Below are 15,133 nucleotides of genomic sequence, written 5' to 3'. Positions count from 1 at the left end.
AGAGCCTGCATGTTCTGCATCATCCCTCTGTTTAAAATCATTATAATTGCCTATCATTACAAAAATAATCATGCTGATCGCCAAAGGAGCCGCAATGCCGTTTGCTACAGTTGAATCTATTGCAAGCTCTACAGGCGCAAAACTTGCCCTGCGTTATCAACCAGCCGCAGAAGGCAGCCCTGCACGGGGCGTTATTCAGATCAGCCACGGCCTTGCAGAACATGGTGCCCGCTATCAGACATTTGCACAATATCTTTCTGCCCGCGGTTTTCATGTTTATGCCCATGATCACCGCGGCCACGGCTTAACCCGCGCAGATGATGCCCCGCTTGGGCAATTTGCCGCAAAAAACGGTGATGAAAAAGTGCTGCAGGATATGGCTTTTATTGAAAAAACAATCCGCAAAAATCATCCCGATCTGCCGCTCATCCTGTTTGGTCATTCCATGGGCGGGCTGATTACGCTGGCCTCCTTATGCGGAAAGTTCTGCAAACCGGATGCTGCAGCCATATGTAATTCCAATTTCACCAACAGGCTGAACCAGACACTCGCTTTTGCCCTGCTTAAAGCGGAGCGTATGTTGCTTGGCTCTGATGTGCCAAGCACCCTGCTGCCCAGAATCACCTTTCATAACTGGGCAAAACAGGCTGGAGATAAGAGCCCGTTTGACTGGCTGTCGCATGATGCGGCAGAAGTTGCGCTTTATAATGATGACCCGCTCTGCGGGTATGATCCTTCTGTGAGCATGTGGACGGATGTTTTTCGCTTCATGCGGCGTTGCAATGATCCTGCGCCGCAACAGGCTGTTGCGCTGCATCTGCCGCTTTATTTGCAGGGGGGCGGCAAAGACCCCTCAACAAAGGGCGGCAAATCATTGCTTGCTTTGGAAAAAAGGCTGAAAGCTGCCGGTTTCAGCAATATTACCACGCAGATTTATCCTGAAATGCGCCATGAAAGCCTGCATGAAACCAATCGTGAGCGTTTCATGCAGGATTTTACCGCATGGGCTTTTAAAAACACTTGAAAAATATTCTGCAATCAATCGCGTGTTTTTTAATCGGGCATTCAGCCAAGCCACTTGTCATAATCTGATACCAGCAAATGCACCGGGGGCACATCGTCTTCCACATCAGAAAAACGGCCGATCGGCTCGCGGAAAATATTATCCGTCAAATCATCATTAACCGTTGAAACCTCACCGATCAGCACATCGCCGCCCTCACCCCAGAAAGCATGCCAATTGCCCGGCATCAATGTAACACTTTCCCCCGGCTCAAGTTTCAAAAGGCCGCCGGCAGGCAAATGCCTGATGCGCCCGTCACAAGCCACCACCACATCGCTTTTATCATCAATCGTGCCGTCAGCATTGGAATTGAACATTTCCAGCACCAGTTTTGCACCGCCGCGATTGATAATATCCTCCGCCTTCACCACATGGCGATGCATTGGGGAGAGCTGGTTTTGCCGCGAGATCATAATTTTTTCGGCATAAAGCATGCCTGAGCCTTTTTGCAGGTCTTCTGCCTGCCCGTTGCGCACAGTAAACAGAAACAGCCCCAGTTCAGTAAAACGCCCCTGCCCGTAATCAGTAATATCCCAGCCAAGGCGTGCATTGCGAATAGCCGCGCTGTCATCCTTGATACGTCTTTGCATCTCTTCCGGTGTCCAATAGGCAAAGGGGGGCAAAACAAAGCCGAAAGAGCGGATAAACCGGTCACTTTCGCGGATAATTTCATTAATTTCCGAGCGTTTCATAAATCTGTCTTCCTCCGCAATTGTGCAGTTTTCATTGCTGCGCAAAGAGAAGCACGGTGCGTGCCATCTTACCAGCCCCAAACGGCATAAAAACCACAACTATCCGCACAGACAACACACGGAGCTTGTGCGTGTCGTCTTTATGCGAAGCGCATGTCGTTTTCATATGCGCGTGCGACATATTTCAATGCTTGAATAGATGCAATCAGGATGTTTTTTACTGAAACATTCTGAGACTTAACTCTTGTCGTCAATCTTAATACCCATACGGGATCTGACTTGAGCATGTCGCATATGAGCCATGCTCCGCGACCACGGTCTTTAAGTCCGGCACCCCCGATGAACAACGCTATGCGAGGCATATTATGGACGTCCGCAATCAAATGCTGAGTGATTTGCTGGGGCGCGACCCGAATTTCAGTCTCGGACAGAAGTTCTATACTGATCCGGATTATTACAAGCTGGATCTGGAACATATCTGGTACCGTGAATGGATTTTTGTCGGCCATGATTGTGAGCTGCCCAAGGCAGGCAGCTATCTTACCGTGCAGATCGGCGACTATCCTGTTATTGTCGTACGTGACAGCCAGGGCGGCATCCGTGCATTTCACAATACCTGCCGCCATCGCGGCTCACGTATCTGCACAGCAGAAAAAGGCACCGCCGCGCGCCTTGTCTGCCCTTATCATCAATGGACCTATGATCTGGATGGCAAATTGCTGTTTGCCCGTCAGGTCGGGCCGGATTTCAACCCTGCCGATTTCGGCCTCAAAACCGTGCATTGCCAAAGCATTGCAGGCTATATCTATATTTGTGTGGCCGATGAGGCGCCTGATTTCAGCGCGTTTCGCGCAACGGTTGAGCCCTATCTGGCACCGCATCAAATCAAAGATGCCAAAATTGCCTTTGAGAGCACAATTATTGAAAAAGGCAACTGGAAGCTGGTTTGGGAAAATAACCGCGAATGCTACCACTGTGCCGCCAACCATCCGGAATTGTGCCGCACCTATCCGGAAGCGCCAAGCGCCACCGGCGTGCAGGGCATGATGGATGATGCTGAAACCAACCAGTTATGGAAACGCTGCGAGGATACCGGCCTGCCTGCCAAATTCACCATGTCGCAGAGCGGCCAGTATCGCATAGCCCGTATTCCGTTGCTGCGTGATGCCGACAGCTATACAATGTCTGGCAAGCCTGCCGTGGCCAAAAGCCTGAGCGAGACCATTACCGCTTCCAAAATCGGCGCCATGCTGCTGTTCAACTATCCATCCACCTGGAACCATGTGATGATCGACCATGCGATTTCGTTCCGCGTGCTGCCTCTCAGCGCAGAGGAAACCATGGTGACCACCAAATGGATGGTCAACAAAGATGCGGTTGAGGGCGTTGATTATAATCTGGATGAGCTCACCCATGTCTGGACCGAGACCAATGATCAGGATCGCCGCATTGTGGAGGAAAATGCCCGCGGCATCCGCTCACCGGCCTATCAGCCGGGGCCTTATTCCGTTGAACATGAAGGCGGGGTGATGCAGTTCCTTGAATGGTACAGCAATTTTATCACGCCGCGCCTCAAAGGTGATATCGCCAAAATCAGCCGTGCAGCTTAACATATCAGCCGCTCCGGTTTTTCCGGAGCGGCAGCATTTATAACATCAAGGTTCAGCATATGTGCCCACCCGAGCAAAGAGCAGCGCCCATGAAATATCTCGATGAAATGCTGCCCTGGAATGACAGGCTTCAAGTGCTGGAATGTGATGCGGCCATTGAAGAAGCGCCTGATGTCATGACCTTCTCATTCCGCACACCGGAGCAAAATAACTGGTTCCGCTATATGCCGGGGCAGTTCATCACCATTGAAATTCCGGTTGCGCCCGAACCGGTAATGCGCACGTATACGCTTTCCTCTACCCCGTCACGGCCATATTCCGTTTCCATTACCATCAAGGCGCAGCCGGGCAGCATAGGCACACGCTGGATGCTGGATCATATGCGCCCCGGCATGCAGCTCAAAGCCTTCGGGCCTGCGGGTGATTTTTCACTGATCACACATCCCGGCGATAAATATTTATTTATCTCGGCAGGTTCCGGCATCACTCCCATGATGTCGATGACGCGTTTTCTCTATGATACGCAACCTTATAGTGATGTTGTTTTTCTTAATTGCGCCCGCTCGCCGGATGAGATTATCTTCCGCAAGGAATTGGAACTGCTTGCCAGCCGTATGGATAATTTGCGCTTGCAACTGATTGTAGAGCGTTCCATTGCCCGCAATGTATGGAGTGGTGTTCACGGGCGAATCAGCCACAGTATTATTGATATTTCCGCGCCCGATTATAAAGATCGCACAGTTTTTTGCTGCGGGCCTGAGCCTTTTATGCGTGCGGTGCGTGAAATGCTTGAAGCCAATGGCTTCAATATGGACAATTATCATCAGGAGAGTTTTCAGCCTGCATCAGAAGCGCCGGCCATACCTGTGCCTGCCGCGCTGGAGACTGCGGCAAATGATACGGATACGGAAGCACCAAGCGTTATCTTCACGCTTTCAGGCATGGAGGTGCAATGCAGCCCTACAGATACGGTTCTTCTGGCCGCACGCAATGGCGGTTTAAAAATCCCCAGCGCCTGCGAATTTGGCGTCTGCGGCACCTGCAAGGTCAAATGCCTGAGCGGGGAAACCGTGATGAACCATAATGGCGGCATTCGTGATGACGAGATTGAGGAAGGCTATATTCTGGCTTGCTGTTCGCATCCTGTAGGCCGTGTGGAGATTGAGGCCTGATAACAAGGCCTTGACCTTTCATCCCGCTTTCGTCACATCCTTGCAGGAGAGCTATAACTGAGCAGGAGAGCGGGATGGCGCATCATAATCACGAGACCTCTGCCTTTATCGTTATTGATATTCAGAATGACTTTTGCCCTGGCGGCGCTTTGGCCGTTGCAGACGGAGATAAGATCATTGCCGGCATCAATCAGGAGATTGAACATTATGAGCATGTCATTCTCACACAGGATTGGCATCCGGCAGGCCATTCCAGCTTTGCCTCATCCCATATTGGCCGCAGCCCTTATGAGATGATTGATGTGCCTTACGGAGCGCAGACCCTGTGGCCTGATCATTGTGTGCAGGGCAGCCATGGCGCTGATTTTCATCAGCAATTGCAATGGACAAAGGCTGAACTGGTGATCCGCAAAGGCTTTCGCAAATCCATCGACAGCTATTCGGCTTTCTTTGAAAATGACCATAAAACACCAACCGGCCTTGGCGGCTATCTGCGCGAGCGCGGTATAACAGATATTACACTGGCAGGGCTTGCCACAGATTTCTGCGTGGCCTATTCCGCACTGGATGCCGTGGCGCAGGGTTTTAACGTGACTGTGCTGCCGGATCTGAGCCGCGCTATAGATATTAACGGCTCATTGCAGACCATGATGGATAAAATGCACAATGCCGGTGTTGTATTTCGCTGATTAATTTTTCTATAGAGCCTTGCAACATCTCTGTTAAAGGCTGAAATACTCTGTATCGCCGGCATTGATAAAGCAGCATCGCATAAAGATTGAAAAGAAAACCGCACCGTGATTGAAAAAAAAGATGTTGTTATTATCGGTGCCGGTGCCGCGGGCATGATGTGCGCCATCCGTGCAGGCCAACGCGGGCGTTCTGTGCTTGTGATTGATCACGCAAAATCCGCCGGAGATAAAATCCGCATTTCCGGCGGCGGGCGCTGCAATTTCACCAATATTTATGCATCTGCCAAAAATTATCTGTCTGCCAATCCGCATTTTTGCAAATCAGCTCTGGCACGCTTCACCCCTCAGGATTTTCTCGCACTGGTGGACAGCCACAATATAGGCTGGCATGAAAAAGCACTGGGGCAATTATTTTGCGATAACAGCGCCAAAGATATTATCACAATGCTGCACACTGAAATGCAACAGGCCGGTGTGCGCCTCGATCTTGCCACAACGATTGCTGCAATCAGCAAAAGCGGCTCTGGTTTTCTTGTTGAAACCAGCAATGGCAAAATTGAATCGCAATCTTTGATCATTGCTACTGGCGGCAAATCCATTCCTAAAATGGGTGCCACCGGCTTCGCCTATCAGCTTGCCGCACAATTTGGCCACACATTGATTGAAACACGCCCTGCATTGGTGCCGCTAACCCTTGAGCCCAACCTTCTGCAACAGCTTAGCCCGTTATCCGGCATTGCAGTCAATGCGCAATTGCGCCATGGCAAAACAGCCTTTCGTGAGGCATTGCTTTTCACCCATCGCGGTATGAGCGGGCCTGCAATTTTGCAGATTTCATCCTATTGGCGTGAAGGCGATGAATTAACGCTCACGATTGAGCCGGACGAGAATTTTGCAGAGCTGCTTAAACAGGCGCGGCAAACCAATGGCAAACAATCCGTACAAACAGTGCTGGCAGAAAAACTGCCGCGCCGTCTCGCCCAGTTTTTTGCTGAGAGAGCACAATTAAACAAACCGCTCGCTGACCTTTCTGACAAGATATTGAATAATCTGGCGGCCTCCATTCAGGAATGGCGCTTCAAACCCGCAGGCTCGGAAGGCTATCGCACAGCAGAAGCCACACTTGGCGGCATTAATACCAATGAGTTGAATTCCAGAACGATGGAATCAAAAATCGTGCCGGGGCTCTATTTTATCGGGGAATGTGTGGATGTAACCGGTTGGCTGGGCGGCTATAATTTCCAATGGGCATGGGCATCAGGTCACAGTGCAGGCCTGGCTGCGTAAATTGTTTCTGCAAGCACCGATCGGAATACTATAAAACAGAAAAGTGGTGGGCCCGGAGGGACTCGAACCCCCAACCAAGCGGTTATGAGCCGCCGGCTCTGACCAATTGAGCTACAGGCCCACGCAACTCCGATCTACCTGAATCGAAACATGATCGCAAGACCAACCAGCATCAGGCACTATAGATTATCACTTCATATTTAAGCCTGTAGATAAATAATCACAATTTACCGCATATCTCTCTGTAAAATAATGCATTTTTATAAAATGCACTGATTTCTCCGCCCACAGCCCTTTGGGGGATAAGAATCAAAACCCCGTAAGCTTCTGTTCCGGGGCTTTGTTTGCACAGATAAGGGCTCTTCCCCCATAGCAATAAAATATCGCTGTCTTGTTAAACAGGAAAAGTCTGCCTTAGCGCAAAATCGGGCAGCCGCGCGCCTTGCCAAATATCAGCGTTACAGGGCGCCCATATCTATATCCCGTAACGCGTATTGTGGAACGGTTGCTGCGCATATAGCTTCTGCGAAGCCCCATACGGGAGGCCTTGGCAAGTGCCTGATGCGGCGTGCAGCTATAGCGATACGGGCGATAATGCGGGCGGTTATAATGGCCGTAACGATGATTAACCTGCACGACAGGCGTACCATTTCCTGCCGAATAACCGCTGACAGAAAAAGACACAGCCGGTGAGGCTTGTGCTGATGCACCGGCAGAAAACACGCCTGCTAGCCCGATAAAGCCGGAAATAACCAAAGCCTTGAACGAAAAACCTGACATGAAAACCTCCTTGAATATTTTAAGCATAAAGCGATAATCAAAGAGTAGCCTCTCCCTTATGAACCGGACGGCAATATCTTGTTCATATAAAATTCATAAGTTTGCAGCCGCACTCAGGTAATAAGGCCGGTCATATGTTTAAGATATGCCTCTTCATCAGGCAGCTCATGATCATGTGCTGTAATTTTGCCGCGCATAGAAATCCCCGCTTCATGCACAGTCTCCGCAGAGCCGGAAACCAGCGGATGCCACCATTCCAGGTCCCTGCCCTCTGCAACCAGTCTGTAGGCACAGGTTTTGGGCAACCAGCGCACGGTTTCAACAATTTCAGGGGTTAAAAACACACAATCCGGCACGGTTTTTCTGCGGTTCATATAATCAGAACATTGACAGCTTGTGCCATCCAGCAAGGTGCAGGCCACACTGGTACCATAAATTTCATCTGTATCATCATCCTGCAATTTATGCAGGCAGCATTGCCCGCAACCATCGCAAAGGCTTTCCCATTCCTGTCGGTTCAGCTCACGCAGACTTTTTGTCTGCCAGAATGGTTTATTCATCACATCTCACCTCTGCGCATCATTCTAACAAATTTACTGCGGCCGGATAAATCAATTTCAAAATAAAAGGCCCGGAAACCGGGCCTTTACAGCATTTCAACTGCGCTTCAGCTCAGCGAAACAGGGCATCCCCCTGCTCATCAATAATTTGCCGCGCTTTGACAAGCGTAATATTCACCGCATCATCCATTGTTGCAAAACGATCTGCGCGGATAAATTTATGCTCTTTCAATTCGCCATCAATTTCCTTAACGATCACCCCGCAGGTCTGAAACTGCCCGCCCTCGCTATAAGGCGTGGCCAGAATAATAAAGCCTTTATGCTCACTGCGCACTGGCTCAGCCTGAGGCTTATTGCCGGAGGTTTCAGAGCCGCCAAAACCGAAAAGACGCTTTAAAAAAGACATTTTACCCCCTGACAAAATGCCGCCGCCGCACGGCAACGGCATTTTCGGTGTTAGCTATCAAGGAAGGAACGCAGCTTGCGCGAGCGGCTCGGATGTTTAAGCTTGCGCAATGCCTTTGCCTCGATCTGGCGGATACGCTCACGGGTTACCGAGAACTGCTGGCCAACCTCTTCCAGCGTGTGGTCTGTATTCATACCTATACCAAAACGCATGCGCAGCACACGCTCTTCACGCGGGGTGAGCGATGCCAGAACGCGGGTTGTTGTATCACGCAGATTTGCCTGAATAGCCGCATCAATCGGCAAGAGCGCATTCTTATCCTCAATAAAATCACCAAGATGTGAGTCTTCCTCATCACCCACCGGCGTTTCAAGAGAGATCGGCTCTTTAGCGATTTTCAGCACCTTGCGCACTTTTTCCAGCGGCATGGCCAGTTTTTCCGCCAGTTCTTCCGGTGTTGGCTCCCGGCCGATTTCATGCAGCATCTGGCGCGATGTGCGAACGATCTTGTTGATCGTTTCAATCATATGCACCGGAATACGAATAGTGCGCGCCTGATCCGCAATGGAACGGGTAATCGCCTGCCTGATCCACCATGTCGCATAAGTAGAGAACTTATACCCGCGGCGATATTCAAACTTATCCACCGCCTTCATCAGGCCGATATTGCCTTCCTGAATAAGATCAAGAAACTGCAAACCGCGATTGGTATATTTTTTGGCAATTGAAATCACAAGACGCAGATTGGCCTCAACCATTTCCTTTTTGGCAATGGTTGCCTCGCGCTCACCCTTCTGCACCTGATTGACAATACGGCGGAATTCACCAATAGAAATAGCGGTTTCCGTTGCCAGATTTTGAATTTCCGAACGCAGATTTTCAATGCCGCGTTTTTCTTTGGCGACAAATTCCTTCCAGCCGCGGGCAGACAAGGTGGCAATGCGCTCTGTCCAGTTCGGATCAAGCTCATTGCCCTGATATTCTTTGAGGAACTCTTCACGGCGCACGCCAAAAGATTCCGCCAGACGCAAAAGCTTGCCCTCATTCTGCACAAGCCGTTTATTAATATCGTAAAGCTGCTCAACCAGTGATTCAATACGGTTCTGGTTCAGCGACAGCGACTTCACAGCCTTGATCAGCTGATCTTTCAGCTCCTTATAGCGCCGCTCCTGAGAGGTGGATAATTCGCCGGCGGCCGCCAGACGGCCTTCCACCTGCTGATCCTGCAATTTACGCAGCTTTTTATATGTATCAGCAATCAGATCAAGCGTTTCCATGACCTGAGGACGAAGTTCCGCCTCCATCGCCGCAAGCGACAGATTGGCCTCATCATCCTCATCGTCCTCATATTCTTCCTGAATTTCCCCGCCGACATTGGTGATATCATCATCATCGCGTGAGCGGCGGCCTGCCGGCTCCTCGCTACGGGAAGAAGGCTCTTCCGCACGTTCAATAACCGGCGCCTGTTTGGCCTCAGGCCCCGCATAGGTGGTTTCAAGATCAATGATTTCACGCAGCAAAATCTGCTGGTCATTGAGAGCCTCGCGCCAGATAATCAGCGCCTGAAACGTCAGCGGGCTTTCGCAAAGCCCTGCAATCATTGTTTCCCGGCCAGCCTCAATGCGCTTGGCAATTGCAATTTCCCCTTCACGCGAAAGCAGCTCAACCGAGCCCATTTCACGCAGATACATACGCACCGGATCATCGGTACGGTCTGTCGGCTCTTTTTTCGTGCTGGTTGTTGCCAGTGCCGTGCCGCCGGCTTCTACCAGATCGCCGCCGCTTTCTTCGCCGTCATCATCGCGCTCTTCAGCGTCTGCGTCCTGCTCATCGTCTTCAACAACATTAATACCCATATCGGAGAGCATCGACATTGTGTCTTCGATCTGCTCGGATGTCACTTCCTCGGAAGGCAGCACAGCATTCAGCTCGTCCATCGTGACATAGCCACGCTTCTTTGCGAGCTTGATCATTTTCTTGACAGCGTCGTCCGAAAGGTCGAGAAGCGGCCCATCGGTCGCGCCTTCGCGCTCGACTTCAGCTTCTTCGTTTTCCTTTGCCTTCGTTGCCATATATTTATCTCCAGACGATCGGTTCGTTTTGTTCATCGGGCAGAATGAACAACAAAACAAACGATTCGCGTTATGCCCAGTGACTATCGATAGTATCGCCAATAACGCTTTCACGTTAAAAGCGGATTAACCGTGTTAACTGCCGCGCCGCCCAAAAGTGACGGGCAGTAAAATACCGGTTTGCAAATTCCGTCTTTACAGAGCGGTAAGTGCGCCGTACAAATTCTGTATCAGGAGAAATCCCTGTTATGCCAATGCCGGATATGCCCCTATAGCATAATGGCAATGCCTGCCGGCCTTTTCCTGATCCGTTTAAAGAATGCGACTCATATGATTCGTTCAAAAAAAGCGAATCATTTATGCGGATTCGCGACAGTGTGACGCCTGAAAATCACCAAAGATTGTGATTTCAGCCTGTTATCGCTGTAAATTACCCCTTTTCCGGCGATCAAATCAGCCCTGGATCAATTTCAGAAACCTCCGGCCGGCCGCCCTGAGGACAAGCCAAACCCTTCAATCAAAGCTTCGGTTGCATCGGCCTTGCGTATTTCATTCTGAATATCAAGAAAACGGGCAAAAACTTCGTCAGATGCATCCTCAGAGAGAGCTTCTTCCACAGCTCTCAGCTCCTTATGTAGTGTACGGGCGCGCAGTTGCAAGTGCATTGCCTGTTTGAGCGCCTCACGTGCATCATCTTCAGCTGCCAACAAGGTTGCAGGCCACAGCCGCGCACGGCGCACCGCTTGCTCCAGATCATCCAGCAATTGCGCAAAACCATTATCATTGAGCCATTTGCGCACGGTTTTTCCATCTTCCGCCAATTGGCTTGCTATCACATCCAGCACAGCGCCAAGCAATGCTGCAAGCCCCGTATGGCTCAGCTCCAAAGTGGCAACCCTGTCAAAATTCTCATCAATCAGCCGCGGATGATTAATCAGCGTCAAAACAATAGTTGCCTCACGCAAACTTGGCGCAGCTCCCCCGCCCTGCACAATTGCAGAGCGCGTCACACCGTCCGAAGCCTGAGATGACGGAGCCTGCCCAAAGCCGCTATTTCTGCCAAATGATGTGCGTGCACCGGCTTTTGTGCCAAAGCCCCCCCGTTTTTCTGCATTACGCCGCCCCCATTTCGGCCCGAAAAAACTCTGTGATTTTTCGCGCATATGCTGGCCGTAATAATGTTTGACGCTCTCATCCCTGATCCGCGCCACATGGCTGCGCAACCGTGCATCCAGCTCTGCCCGCCGCTCCGGTGTTTCAAAATTACCGCCCGCTGTCTCACGCAGCCACAGCATTTCCGCCAGCGGTTTGGCCTCCTGCAACACGGCCCTGAATGCAGCAGCCCCCTGTTCTTTCACCAAATCATCCGGATCCTTGCCCTCCGGCAGCAGCGCAAAAGCCAATGATTTGCCAGGTTGCAGATTAGGCAGCCCCGTATCAACCGCGCGATAAGCGGCACGAAGCCCTGCCTGATCACCGTCAAAACACAAAACCGGCTCGGGGCTGATGCGCCAGAGCAGCGCCATCTGCTCTTCTGTCAGGGCAGTGCCAAGCGGGGCAACCACCTCGTTAAAACCGGCCTGCGCCAATGCAATCACATCCATATAGCCTTCAACGGCAATAACAGGCTTTGCCTCCTCGCCATTCTGCGCCTGTGCAGCGCGGCGCGCGCGCGCCATATTGTATAATACACGGCCTTTATGAAACAACTCGGTTTCAGGCGAGTTGAGATATTTGGCCGGCGCATCAGGCGACATTGCCCGTCCGCCAAAGGCAATCACACGATCACGATTATCGGTAATAGGAAACATGATACGATCACGGAAACGATCGTATGACACCGCAATACCCTCGCCATGCACCACCAGGCCGCAAGCCTCAATCTGCTCACGCGTTGCCCCTTTGGAGGCCAGATATTGTTTAAGAATATTGCGCCCTTCCGGCGCATAGCCGATGCGAAAAATAGCCTGCGTCTGTGCATTCAATCCGCGATCCCGTAAATAGGATCGCGCCTTTGCCCCGCCTGATGCCTGCAACTGCTCCTCAAAAAAGGCTGCCGCCATTTCCATCACATCATAAAGCGTACCTCGTTTTTCTTCGCGGCGTTGCTGCTCGGCATCCATAACCGGCATTGGCACACCCGCCATATCGGCAATGCGCGCCACAGCCTCGGGAAAACTTACCCCCTCAAGCTCTGTTAAAAACCGAAAATGATCACCGCTCACACCACAGCCAAAACAGTGATAGCGGCCTTTACGATCCTCACAATGAAAACTCGGTGTCTTTTCACCATGAAACGGACAGCACGCCCAGAAATCCCCCTTGGCCGCATTGGTTTTCTTGCGGTCAAAACTCACACGCGTGCCAATAACAGAAGAAATCGGCACACGGTCGCGGATCTCATCAAGAAAAGACGGAGGAAAACGCATATATTCTAAAATTCTTTCTCCACTGCACCGGCCGGCAAACTGCCCTGCCAATCAGCCGGATATTCCCGTAATTTAGCCAAGCATATAAATGCGCCTTGCACGCCGCACTTGCAAGTGCAGGGCAAGTGCAGGGCAAGTGCAAGGCAAAAATGAGAGAGAGATACAGCCCTGCAGCCGCATTCATAGCACAGATCCTGCAGAAATCCTCACATTCAGATGCGCTATCCCCGTTACACACAAGCGCCATACCGCAGACAGATCCCATGTAATGCATTATCATTGTAATGCATGTGTCATAATACAGGGCTATGCTGGTTATAACAGAATATCAAACATGCCATTTACCGCTGCATTTACAGCTTTTTTGCTTAGCCGGATAAGTGTCATAAATATGTCATAAAAACTTTAAATATCGCATTTTATCTTGATAATGCCCCTTTCAAATCCGCGACAATACGCCTAGATTGATGCGCCGGCGCATATTTTGGCTAACAAGTTTCAGCATAAAAAATAAGGCGATATGCGGCCGCAAACCAATATCAGTAACTTTCGGCTGGTCAAAACCCGGTCTCAGGCATTCTGGCATAATTTTGGCATTCCGGCATAATGGAAAACCAGTCACCGGCAGACCAGTCACCGGAGAATAGAAATAAGGAATACGTAGTTGAATGGTTCAGTCGTTCTTCTGCATCTTGCAGGAGCAGTTGCCCTGCTTTTATGGGCCACGCGTATGGTGCGGACAGGCGTTGAAAGCGCCTATGGCGACCGCTTACGCCGACGACTGCGCAAATATATGCAAAAGCCGCTTCTGGCGGTCAGTTTCGGTATTTTGCTGGCGGTTTCCCTGCAAAGTTCCACAGCCGTTACCCTGCTTGTCGGCTCCTTTGTGGGGGCAGGCTTTGTCAGCGGCGTTGCCGGATTAATGGCGGTGCGCGGCGGAGAGCTCGGCTCGGCGCTGGTTGTAAAAATCCTGAGCTATGATCTTACCCTGCTGGTACCGCTGGCACTGGTGGCCGGCACATTTATCTCCATGTCATCCGAGCGCCTGTTCTGGAAGCAGAATGGCAAGATTCTGGTTGGCATCGGGCTGCTTATCCTCTCACTCGAGCTGACTGGGGAGGCCACAACCCCGTTGCGCGACAGCCAGTTGCTGCCGGTCATCGTCAATTATCTGTCTAGCGATCCGGTCACCACCTATTTGCTTGCCGCCCTGATGACATGGCTGTTCCATTCATCCATTGCAGCCATCATTCTGCTCACATCCTTTGCCGCGCGCGGTCTTATCCATCCGGATCTTGCGCTGGTGATGGTGCTTGGCGTCAATCTCGGCTCCTCCATTATTGCGCCGCTGCTCACCCGCAATGCCCCGCCGGAAACCCGCGTGGTGCCGCTTGGCAATCTGCTGATGCGCGGCGCAGGCTCGCTTGTGATGCTGATCCTGTTCCTGACATTCAAACCGCCGGTTACATTTCTGGGCTCTGATCCTGTCAGCCAGGTTGTTAATGCGCATATTTTGTTCAACACCATTATTCTTGTGGCCGGCATTCCGCTGTCAGGCCTTATCCTGCGCGCCACACAGGCATTGGTTAATCTGCGCACCAAACCGGAAGCGCCGGCTGAAACCATCTTCACGCAGGAAATCAGCGCACTGGATATGAGCGTGATCAACTCTCCGCCGCTGGCGCTTGGCAATGCCACGCGCGAGGTGGTGCGCACCTGCGAAACGGTCGATGTGATGCTGCGCCGGATTATGGATTTATACGAAAAGCCTGATCAGGTTGGCATTAATGAACTTGCAAAGCTGGATGATCGTCTTGACAGCCGCCATGCAGCCATCAAACTTTATCTGGCACGGCTTGCAACGCAGGACCTTTCGGAAGATGAGGCATTGCGCACTCAGGAATTGCTTGGCGCTTGTGTCAAACTGGAGCAGGTTGGCGATATTATCGTGCGCAATATGCTGGCGCATGTGCAGAAGAAGATGGATCGCAAGCTGGAATTCACTGAAGAGGGCTGGGACGAACTGACCGAGTTTCACGCTATGGTCGTTTCCAATGCGCATCTGGCCTTTAACGTATTGGTGTCGCGTGACAGCTATACGGCACGCCAGCTTGTGCGCGAGAAAGACCATTTGCGTGATATGGAAAAACGCACCAGCGAAATGCATTTCCAGCGCCTGCGTGAAGGCGCGGTGCGCAGTGTGGAGACCAGCTCCATCCATCTCGATACCATACGCGATCTCAAACAGATCAACTCTTTGCTCGCATCAATGGCCTATCCGGTTCTGGAAGAAAAAGGCATGCTGGGCGGCACCCGTCTCAAGGCAGCGGCAGAAAGCTGAAGCCACAAAAAACCGCACTGAAATATCAG

General features: G+C 51.3%; 12 protein-coding genes and 1 tRNA gene. 6 read left to right on the top strand and 7 right to left on the bottom strand.

The window, feature by feature from the left end; translation table 11 throughout:
* The first annotated feature begins 94 nt into the window (after positions 1–94).
* The gene (locus tag ACSTTO_RS05105) at positions 95–1,024 is read left to right on the top strand and encodes an alpha/beta fold hydrolase (RefSeq protein WP_439272059.1); all 930 of its coding nucleotides are present in this window, start codon (positions 95–97) and stop codon (positions 1,022–1,024) included.
* Positions 1,025–1,065: 41 nt separating this feature from the next.
* Here the strand turns inward: ACSTTO_RS05105 and ACSTTO_RS05100 are convergent, their stop codons facing one another.
* On the bottom strand, positions 1,066–1,755 hold the full coding sequence (locus ACSTTO_RS05100; protein WP_439272058.1) for a D-lyxose/D-mannose family sugar isomerase: 690 nt from the start codon (positions 1,753–1,755) through the stop codon (positions 1,066–1,068).
* 365 nt (positions 1,756–2,120) lie between these two features.
* On the opposite strand from ACSTTO_RS05100, the gene ACSTTO_RS05095 reads away from it, so the two are divergent.
* The 4 genes from ACSTTO_RS05095 to ACSTTO_RS05080 all read left to right on the top strand — a co-directional run bounded on the left by ACSTTO_RS05095 (position 2,121) and on the right by ACSTTO_RS05080 (position 6,516).
* Positions 2,121–3,365, top strand: a complete 1,245-nt coding sequence (locus ACSTTO_RS05095) for an aromatic ring-hydroxylating oxygenase subunit alpha (RefSeq protein ID WP_439272057.1) — start codon at positions 2,121–2,123, stop codon at positions 3,363–3,365.
* 59 nt (positions 3,366–3,424) lie between these two features.
* Positions 3,425–4,537 (top strand): FAD-binding oxidoreductase, encoded by a 1,113-nt coding sequence (locus tag ACSTTO_RS05090; protein ID WP_439272056.1) that lies wholly within the window; start codon positions 3,425–3,427, stop codon positions 4,535–4,537.
* Positions 4,538–4,611: 74 nt separating this feature from the next.
* Entirely contained in the window at positions 4,612–5,226 is a 615-nt protein-coding gene (pncA, locus tag ACSTTO_RS05085; RefSeq protein WP_439272055.1) for a bifunctional nicotinamidase/pyrazinamidase, read from the top strand.
* Positions 5,227–5,334: 108 nt separating this feature from the next.
* A complete protein-coding gene (locus ACSTTO_RS05080; protein ID WP_439272054.1) occupies positions 5,335–6,516 on the top strand; it encodes a BaiN/RdsA family NAD(P)/FAD-dependent oxidoreductase in 1,182 nt (393 codons plus the stop codon).
* A 44-nt stretch (positions 6,517–6,560) separates the two neighbouring features.
* Here ACSTTO_RS05080 and ACSTTO_RS05075 read toward each other — a convergent pair.
* From ACSTTO_RS05075 to dnaG, 6 genes are all read right to left on the bottom strand, one after another.
* Positions 6,561–6,637, bottom strand: a tRNA-Ile gene (locus ACSTTO_RS05075).
* A gap of 293 nt (positions 6,638–6,930) precedes the next feature.
* Positions 6,931–7,296, bottom strand: coding sequence for an antifreeze protein (locus tag ACSTTO_RS05070; RefSeq protein ID WP_439272053.1), 366 nt, complete (start codon positions 7,294–7,296; stop codon positions 6,931–6,933).
* Between the two features lie 113 nt (positions 7,297–7,409).
* Positions 7,410–7,859, bottom strand: coding sequence for a YcgN family cysteine cluster protein (locus ACSTTO_RS05065; protein ID WP_439272052.1), 450 nt, complete (start codon positions 7,857–7,859; stop codon positions 7,410–7,412).
* 109 nt (positions 7,860–7,968) lie between these two features.
* Positions 7,969–8,262 carry an HlyU family transcriptional regulator gene (locus ACSTTO_RS05060; protein WP_439272051.1) on the bottom strand — a complete coding sequence of 98 codons (294 nt, stop codon included), beginning with the start codon at positions 8,260–8,262 and terminating at the stop codon, positions 7,969–7,971.
* Between the two features lie 50 nt (positions 8,263–8,312).
* Positions 8,313–10,334 (bottom strand): RNA polymerase sigma factor RpoD, encoded by a 2,022-nt coding sequence (rpoD, locus tag ACSTTO_RS05055; RefSeq protein ID WP_439272050.1) that lies wholly within the window; start codon positions 10,332–10,334, stop codon positions 8,313–8,315.
* Between the two features lie 470 nt (positions 10,335–10,804).
* Positions 10,805–12,763 (bottom strand): DNA primase, encoded by a 1,959-nt coding sequence (gene dnaG / locus ACSTTO_RS05050; RefSeq protein WP_439272049.1) that lies wholly within the window; start codon positions 12,761–12,763, stop codon positions 10,805–10,807.
* A 664-nt stretch (positions 12,764–13,427) separates the two neighbouring features.
* Between dnaG and ACSTTO_RS05045 the strand changes: the two genes are divergently transcribed.
* Positions 13,428–15,104: a Na/Pi cotransporter family protein gene (locus tag ACSTTO_RS05045; RefSeq protein ID WP_439272048.1), complete on the top strand. Its 1,677-nt coding sequence runs from the start codon at positions 13,428–13,430 to the stop codon at positions 15,102–15,104.
* The last annotated feature ends 29 nt before the right edge of the window (positions 15,105–15,133 follow it).

The sequence above is a fragment of the Pseudochrobactrum albidum genome (genome assembly GCF_051851455.1).
Taxonomy (GTDB): domain Bacteria; phylum Pseudomonadota; class Alphaproteobacteria; order Rhizobiales; family Rhizobiaceae; genus Pseudochrobactrum.
Note: the sequence above shows the minus strand (reverse complement) of the source record. Positions and strands in the feature narration are given on the sequence as shown.

What these genes read in the sequence shown, in the direction of transcription:
- ACSTTO_RS05100 (WP_439272058.1), bottom strand. Translation starts at nt 1,755, where the DNA reads ATGAAACGCTCGGAAATTAATGAAATTATCCGCGAAAGTGACCGGTTT.
- ACSTTO_RS05060 (WP_439272051.1), bottom strand. Translation starts at nt 8,262, where the DNA reads ATGTCTTTTTTAAAGCGTCTTTTCGGTTTTGGCGGCTCTGAAACCTCC.
- ACSTTO_RS05090 (WP_439272056.1), top strand. Translation starts at nt 3,425, where the DNA reads ATGTGCCCACCCGAGCAAAGAGCAGCGCCCATGAAATATCTCGATGAA.
- rpoD (WP_439272050.1), bottom strand. Translation starts at nt 10,334, where the DNA reads ATGGCAACGAAGGCAAAGGAAAACGAAGAAGCTGAAGTCGAGCGCGAA.
- dnaG (WP_439272049.1), bottom strand. Translation starts at nt 12,763, where the DNA reads ATGCGTTTTCCTCCGTCTTTTCTTGATGAGATCCGCGACCGTGTGCCG.
- pncA (WP_439272055.1), top strand. Translation starts at nt 4,612, where the DNA reads ATGGCGCATCATAATCACGAGACCTCTGCCTTTATCGTTATTGATATT.
- ACSTTO_RS05070 (WP_439272053.1), bottom strand. Translation starts at nt 7,296, where the DNA reads ATGTCAGGTTTTTCGTTCAAGGCTTTGGTTATTTCCGGCTTTATCGGG.
- ACSTTO_RS05095 (WP_439272057.1), top strand. Translation starts at nt 2,121, where the DNA reads ATGGACGTCCGCAATCAAATGCTGAGTGATTTGCTGGGGCGCGACCCG.
- ACSTTO_RS05105 (WP_439272059.1), top strand. Translation starts at nt 95, where the DNA reads ATGCCGTTTGCTACAGTTGAATCTATTGCAAGCTCTACAGGCGCAAAA.